The organism is Acidiphilium acidophilum (assembly GCF_033842475.1).
GTDB classification, from domain to species: Bacteria; Pseudomonadota; Alphaproteobacteria; order Acetobacterales; family Acetobacteraceae; genus Acidiphilium; species Acidiphilium acidophilum.
Genome location: NZ_JAWXYB010000005.1, coordinates 1 through 7417 on the forward strand (window position 1 = coordinate 1; position 7417 = coordinate 7417).

At 61.8% G+C, this 7417-nt stretch carries 6 protein-coding genes; 3 read left to right on the plus strand and 3 right to left on the minus strand.

Features of this window, described 5'->3' with window-relative positions:
• Window positions 1-52: 52 nt before the first annotated feature.
• Together SIL87_RS01340 and SIL87_RS01345 are read right to left on the minus strand one after the other, a co-directional pair.
• A complete protein-coding gene (locus SIL87_RS01340) occupies window positions 53-3043 on the minus strand; it encodes a Tn3 family transposase (RefSeq protein ID WP_035189577.1) in 2991 nt (996 codons plus the stop codon).
• The gene (locus SIL87_RS01345) at window positions 2982-3641 is read right to left on the minus strand and encodes a recombinase family protein (protein ID WP_035189579.1); all 660 of its coding nucleotides are present in this window, start codon (window positions 3639-3641) and stop codon (window positions 2982-2984) included. The genes SIL87_RS01340 and SIL87_RS01345 overlap by 62 nt, the downstream gene beginning before the upstream one ends.
• A gap of 292 nt (window positions 3642-3933) precedes the next feature.
• Here SIL87_RS01345 and SIL87_RS01350 point away from each other — a divergent pair, with 292 nt between their 5' ends.
• The 3 genes from SIL87_RS01350 (at window position 3934) to SIL87_RS01360 (ending at window position 5707) form a co-directional block, all read left to right on the plus strand.
• Window positions 3934-4284: a hypothetical protein gene (locus SIL87_RS01350; protein WP_319612493.1), complete on the plus strand. Its 351-nt coding sequence runs from the start codon at window positions 3934-3936 to the stop codon at window positions 4282-4284.
• A 3-nt stretch (window positions 4285-4287) separates the two neighbouring features.
• On the plus strand, window positions 4288-4896 hold the full coding sequence (locus SIL87_RS01355; protein WP_319612494.1) for a hypothetical protein: 609 nt from the start codon (window positions 4288-4290) through the stop codon (window positions 4894-4896).
• 163 nt (window positions 4897-5059) lie between these two features.
• On the plus strand, window positions 5060-5707 hold the full coding sequence (locus SIL87_RS01360) for a hypothetical protein (protein ID WP_319612495.1): 648 nt from the start codon (window positions 5060-5062) through the stop codon (window positions 5705-5707).
• Window positions 5708-6105: 398 nt separating this feature from the next.
• Here the strand turns inward: SIL87_RS01360 and SIL87_RS01365 are convergent, their stop codons facing one another.
• On the minus strand, window positions 6106-7287 hold the full coding sequence (locus SIL87_RS01365) for an IS256 family transposase (protein ID WP_319612316.1): 1182 nt from the start codon (window positions 7285-7287) through the stop codon (window positions 6106-6108).
• Window positions 7288-7417: the final 130 nt, after the last annotated feature.

Here is a 7417-nt window from a genome sequence, read left to right on the forward strand (position 1 = left end):
CCGAAGTAACGGATCGCCCCGCGCTGTAGCATAAGCGGACAAAGTGGGAACATCAGGCTGCGTGGGTGGTCGTGTCGGGGATTGGCCGGAGCGGCCGCAATCCGGCATGGTTTTCCGTCGATTTCTGATTGGCGCTCCAGATGTAGTCGCCGGTCAGGTTCACATGCTCCCAGCCGATCGGCGAGAGATGTCTGAGGAGGGTTCCGGGCACATCCTCGACCTGGCGTAGGGCCTGTATGGCTTGCGCGAGATAGCGTGTGTTCCAGAGGATGATGGCGGTGACCAGGAGATTCAGGCCAGAGGCTCGATGTGTCTGGTTCTCGAAGGTCCGGTCGCGGATTTCGCCGAGCCGGTGAATGAAGACGGCGCGGGCCAGGCTGTTGCGGGCCTCGCCCTTGTTGAGTTCATGACTGCTTTCACGGCGCAGGCCCGGATCTTCCAGCCAGTCGAGGGTGAACAGCGTCCGCTCGAGACGGCCGAGTTCGCGCAGTGCCGCGGCAACGGCGTTCTGTCGTGGGTAGGCGGCGAGTTGTCGCAGGATCACCGACGCGGACACCGTGCCGGTGCGGATCGAGGTGGCGATCCTCAGGAGATCGGGCCAATGGGCGCGGATGAGATCGACGTTGATGCGGCCGGCGATCATCGGCGCGAGCGTCGGATAGGCTGCCGGTCTGGCAAAACTGTAGAGACGCCGGTCTTTCAGGTCAGGAATTCTCGGCGCGAATACGTATCCGAGCAGGGCGCACAGGGCAAAGACATGATCCGACACCCCGCCGCCATCGGTATGGTGCCGGTGCTGACGTGGCGGCGCATCGCCGTGATGATCAAGCAGGCCGTCGAGGACATGCAGGGCTTCGCTGGCGGTTGCGGCGATCACCCTGGTATGGAACGGCGCGTAGCGATCGGAGAGATGGGTGTAGAATTTCAGACCCGGTTCGGGGCCGTAGTGCGCATTGATCCGGCTCGCATCACGGCCAGAACCGCCGGCGCGGAAGAACTGCCCGTCCGAGGATGAGGCGGTTCCCGACCCGAAGAGGGCGGCGAGCGGCTCGCGGCTCTGGTGTTCGACCAGGCGGCGCAGCGCCAGGGCGTAGGTCTCGTCGCGGATGTGCCAGTCAGCGGTCCAGGCGAGCTGGCCCAGACTGGCGATGCTGCAGGCTTCGGCCATCCGGGTCAGGCCGAGATTGAGGCCATCGGCCAGCAGCCCCGCCATCAGCACCCGGGGATCAGCGGCGGCTTCGCCGGTGCGCAAATGGGTGAAGCAGTCCAGGAAGCCGGTCCAGCCGGCCACTTCCGTCAGCAGGTCGGTGATCCGGATGCGGGGCAGCGTGGCATAGAGCTTCGCTGCCAGCGCTTCGGCCTCGGGCGGAGTCGATTTTTCGATCGGCGTGATTCTCAGCACGCCCTTCTCGATCGTCACATCGGGAAGCAGCCCGCCCCGGGCACGGGCGTCGACCTCGGCCAGCCGCGCATCCAGCCAGGTCCGCCTGGTCTCGATAAAGCGATCGAAGTCAGTCTCGATGGCAACCGGAATGCCGGACGCTTTCTGCAGGACCTGCAGCGTCTCCCTGGAGATCAACCGCTCCTCGAAGGCCCGGTATTGCCGGCTGCCGGTAACCCAGACATCGCCGGCAGCAAGGCGCTGGCGCAATTCCGCCAGGACGCAGAGTTCGTAATAACGCCGGTCGATGCCGTGTGCCGTGAGGACATGCCGCGCCCAGCGCGGCCGGACAAAGGCGGTCGGCGCTGACTTGGGCAGCGTCGAGGCTCCCGCGCTGTTCATGGCGCGCAGCATGGCGATCGCGCGCATCAACGACGCCGCGGCGGGAACACCCTGAAACTCGAAAGTGGCCAGAAACGCCGGCGCCCAGCGCCGAATGCCGGCATAATGTTCGCTCAGCACCTCGTAGGGATCGAAATCTTCCGAACGAACCAGAGTTTCCGCTTCCATAACGGTCGAGCAGAACCGGTCCCAGGGTATCACCTTGTCAATCGCCGCGAAGGGATCGCCCTGGCCGGCGCGCGCAGCCATCAGGGCGGCGCCAATCCTCGCATAAAGCCGGACCTTCTCGTTGATCGCCCGGCCTTCGGCCTGGAACGCCCGGGCATGTCGGCCTTCCGCCTTGCGGAACATCGCGCCGATCAGCCGCTCGAACAGAGTGATCGCCTGATCCGTCAGGCGGGCCGACAGATCGAGATCGATCGCGGTGAGCACGGCATGCCGGCGCCGGCGCTCGTAGCCGGCAACATGCTGCACCGTGGTCCGGCCGGCCTCGCGAACAAGCTGGGCGAGCCGGGATTGATTGATCCGGTGACCGCGCGCCGGATCGATATCGATTGCCCGGATGTGCTCCAACCGCTCGATCACCCCGAGCATGGACGCCGGCTTTGCCGATTCCGGGATCTGGCGAAGCCAGGCCAGCCAGCTCTGGCTGGTGTCCAGGCGCCGCTCCGTCAACGCATCCAGCCGACGCCGCTGATCGGCGGACAGACCCTCGGTCAGCCGACGCTCGATTTCCCGGCGCGCGCGGTATCGAACCTCGATGCAGAGCCGCTCGAGGCGCGCCGGGGGCGGTAGAAGAATCCCGCGACCGCGGCACTCTTCCAGCACCAAAGCCGCCAGATCGACCAACCGGTCGGCTTCCAGTGCATGCGCCAGCAGCCAGTCGGCAAGGTCTGCCGCCACGCGCGGCCCCCATGGCCGCAACCCGAGGCGATCCTGCAATGCCGCCGAATGCCGGCGTCGATTTTGATCCACCCTCAGATAAGCACCGAGGGAATCCGGCAAGACGTCGATCTGTGTGGCGACGAACGAGACCAGGGCAGGATCGGGTATCTCGCCGGCATGGAGCGGCCGGCCGGGATACCGCAGGTAACAGAGCATGAGAGCCAGACCGAGACGGTGATGATCGCCCCGCCCGCGCCGGATCATTGCAAGATCCGCAGCAGACAGCGTGTAGTGACGAATTATGCCGCGTCGATCAGTCAGCGGGTCGAACAGCTGTGCGATCTGTTCCCCGGTCAATATCCGTCGATGACCCACTGGTCCCTCCCTCCTGCCTGTTGAGGGCAGGAGACCAGCCGATCCGTGCCAGAGAGTCGACCAGCGTACTCCGCGAAATGCCGAAAGTGCGGCAGACCGACGCTTTCGTGGCACCAGCGTCCAGCGCCGCGATCACCGCCGCCAGCTTCTCGGCATCGATCGCCATCGGTCGGCCACCACGCCTGCCCCGCCGACGGGCGGCCGCCAGACCTGCCTGCACACGCTCCTGGATCAGCGAACGCTCGAACTGCGCCAGAGCGCCAAAGACATGAAACAGGAATTCCCCCTGCGGCGTCGTGGTGTCCATCTGCTCGGTCAGCGACCGGAAGCCGACGCCACGCGCCCTAAGGCTGTTCACCGTCTCCAGAAGATGCGGCAGCGACCGGCCGAGCCGGTCCAGCTTCCAGACCACGAGGCAATCGCCGGATTTCAGATAGGCCAGTGCCGCAGCGAGGCCCGGCCGGTCGCGCCGGCTGCCCCCGGCACGATCCTCGAACAGATGCCGCTCATCGACCCCGGCTCCGAGCAGGGCGTCGCGTTGCAGGTCGAGCACCTGTCGGTCATTGTCGGTCGAGACGCGCATGTAGCCGATCAGCATGTACGGAAATCCCCTTCGAGACGGTTTCCGTATATCATGCCATTCCGACTATGTTTTCCGTACATGATTCGGCACAAAATCTGGGACTTTTCGGCAGGTCTCGGACCACCGACGGAAAACAGGTGTTTTCCGTCATCGCGCGGTTCCGGCCTCAGAACCGCGCTCTCCGCTCAAACCCGCAGAAAACCTCCATCCCAACCAGTCAACGTTCCCACTTTGTCCGCTTATGCTACAGCGCAGGGCGTTTCGTTACTTCGGGCCAACTGGGCCGCTGCTCGACCCGGCCGACTGGATGTTGACCGCCCCTCCGGGAGAAACCGTCTCGATCGATCAGAACCGCGCCGCCCGCGAACGCTTCATCTACGCCCACCGCCGCGAGGATTACTCCCCCTACGATACGCTTGCCGCGCGCCGGAAACGCGCCGCTCGCCTGCCATTCAATGAGATCGCTGACGCGATTTGGGGCATCGCTACCCGCGATGCACTCGAAGCCGCAAAAGAGTTCGGCCCCGTCTGCGCCGGGGCCGAACTCGTTCCCCTCGCCCAAACCGCACCGCTCATGCCTCGGACCGACGATTCCACACCAGCAGGGCACCGGTGCGCTGACGCTCCCGCTAACCTTGATTCCATTCTTGGAGACTGACAAATGAACGAAGAATACGAGATTGAACTACCCGGCGATGCCGTTCCCGACGATATAGAAAACTATCTCGAAAAACTCCCTCAAATGACAGTACAAGTCCGAATCGATCAGGCCACTGCCTCTTTTTTAGAATATGATTTCTTTAACTGGTCCAAAACGCGTCCCTCGGTGCTGCCACCTGATCAACGTGATAAAATAAATGACCTGCTCGACACAGCCGATTATCTACGTTTTTCTTGCATGAGCCCGCACCTGAAACAGATTTTATGGAAAGGCGTGCGATTCTATTACGGCTTGTCCGAACAGGAATTTCCATTCCCGGATTCACTCAAAAATAAGCGCGTTTCCGTCATTTCCAAAAAAACCCGCGACCTACTTCCCATCACCGGAATTATTGCCGTTATCATTTTCGCTTCTTTCGTAGGCGCCTTGATAGGGAACACCGTTGGGACAATCCATTCCCGTCATGATTCATCCTATCCATCCGAGGCGTCATTGCTGAGTTCGCCCCCCCAACCAATTTTCGGCCACGAAACCGCCGACACTGCCGAACGAGCTTCCGCCGAACCAAAACAAAACCCCACGGTCACCGCCTCTCAATCTCAACATTGAGCGGCGTTAAACCCTGGTGTGTTTTTGAAGCCAGTCGCCTTGGCTTTCGCGTGCCGTTCCTGGTTCGCCCCTCAATCGTCCTCTCAATGGTGGATAATCCGGGACAAAGAACGATGACAACGGAACAGCTACCTCGCTTGCCGAAACCATAAAAGGATTCGCTATGCCGACTGCAATCCCCCGTGAATACAACCCACGTGACCATTTCATCGCATTTTGCTGGCTGCACGTGCCAGACGATCCCATGAGTCCGACACAATTCGTCAAAGTCGTGGCCGATGAAAACCCCTTGGACACGTATGGCTCTATCGACGAATGGGTTATTCTGAAAGCGCCCTCGCTATGGGCTGCCAAATACGGCACTGACCTTACCACGCTTGGTGCTTATCTGCCCTTCGAGGGTATGCCGTCAGATGACGCTCCCCTGGTTGAGTCAGGCTGGGCCGAAACAATTATGGCCGGCGCCCACATCTTCGATGCCCCCTCGCCATTAACCGACGCCGAGACAAGTTTTCTGCGATCGATGGCAGGAAGAACAATCGCCGACGTGAGTTTGGCGGATCTCTGGATCATGATGACGGTGGCTGGCTGGCGGCCCGGAATGATCACACGGGGCATTATGCCGACCAGCGACGAAGCTGAGCGTTTATGCGCGTTCTATCGGGAAGGCGGTAAGGCGATGGACCCGATGGACGATATGAACCTCGAAACGACCATCCTTGGCGCGCTCGATCTCGCAGGAGCCACCAATCCCCTGCAATTAGGACTGTCATTGCTTCCGAAATTGGAAGACTGGCTGCACGAGACCTAAAATGAGCAGAGATACGGGGAAGATAGGGGCGCGTCAGGCGGCAAAGAAGCCGCCTGACCGGGCTCTACTCCGCTACGCTCCACCAAGCCCCCTACAGGGTCTCGGCCCTTCGGGTAACGATCCCTCGCGCAACGGCGGCACCGACCTGGGGATAACCAATCAGCCAGTGAGGGCCTTACAACGGCAACCCGAAGGCCACCGCCCGTATCACCGTCCGTATCGGAGCCAGACCGACCGGCGCGAAGAACATCCCGCCGTCACGAGAAGCAAACACCGACAGGGCACCGGGCTCCCACAGAACGAGGACTATTCACCCCCCTCCTTGGCGTCATCCATCTCAACCGTGTCGAGCCAGACGATTGAGCAACCTGATGTCTGGAAAATAGGGCGAGCGGGGGTCAGGCATCCTGGTAGTCCCACTTGATGTAGCCCTTGGTGTCGGCGGCCCATTTTTCATCGATTTCGACGAGGACGGCGCTGACGAGGCGTTCGAGGGAGGCTTCGTTGGGGAAGACCCTGATTTTGGTGGTGCGGCGTTTGAGTTCCTGCTGGATGCCGCGTTCCATGGGGTTGGAAGTGCGAAGCCGGCGCTGGTGGGGTTCTGGCAGTGTGAAGACGGTGAGGCCTTCGGGGATATTTCGTTCGAGCCAATCGGCGAGCTTTGGTGCGGTGTCGCGATAGGCATTGACGAGGGTTGTGAGAGCGATCTGGGCAGCGGCGAGGGAATTTGCGTTCCAGACGGTCCGGAGTTCTGCGCCGATGCGTTTGCGGATGGCGTGGTTGGGGGCGTGGTGGATGGCGTTTTGGGCGAGGTGGAACTGGCATCGTTGCCAGTGTGCGGCGCCGAAGACGGCGCGGCGTGCGGCGTGCAATCCGGCATGGTCATCGGAGACGATGAATTCGACGCCTCGCAGGCCACGCTGATGGAGGCTTTCGAGGAAGGCACGCCAATGGACTTCGGCCTCGGAAAGGGCGACCGAGACGCCGAGGACACGGCGGCGTTCATCGGGTCCGATGCCGATGGCCGAGAGCACGGCGGCATCGCGGACGACGCCATTATCGCGCATTTTTTCATATCTGGCGTCGAGGATGAGGTAGCGGATCTCGGCGAGGGGTCGGGTGCGCCAGGCGGCGAGTTCGTCATCGAGCAGCTTGCTGGCGCGGCTGACCTGAGCGGAGGAGAGGCTTTCGATGCCGAATTCGCGCATGACGGCCTCGACGTCGCGGGTGGAGACGCCTTTGATGTACATTTCGGCGACGGCGACCATGACGGCGCGGACCGAGCGTCGGCCGCGTTCGAGGGACTGTGGGTAGAAGGGTTCGCCCACGTGACCGGCGGTTTTGGGGACATCGACGGTGATCGACCCGGCCGGGGTATCGATCCGCTTGGGCTTGTAGCCATTGGCGTAACCCTGACGATCGGGGTTGCGCTCGTAGTGACTGGCGTGGAGGAAGCGTTCGCGCTCGATCTGCATGGCGAGTTCGAAGGTCCTGGCAAATACCGTGGCGATATCGCCTGCGCCGTTTTCGATCAGATGTTCCAAAAGTGCCTCGATAATCGTATCCTTTTTGGCGTCCATTCATCGGTCTCCATGTTGGTGTGAACAACTGCATGGAATACCAGAATGAACAGCCCTTGCCGGGGCATGCCCCGGCAAGGGCACCAACTCCCAACCCAAAATGAATTTCCAGACGTCAGGTTACACCACC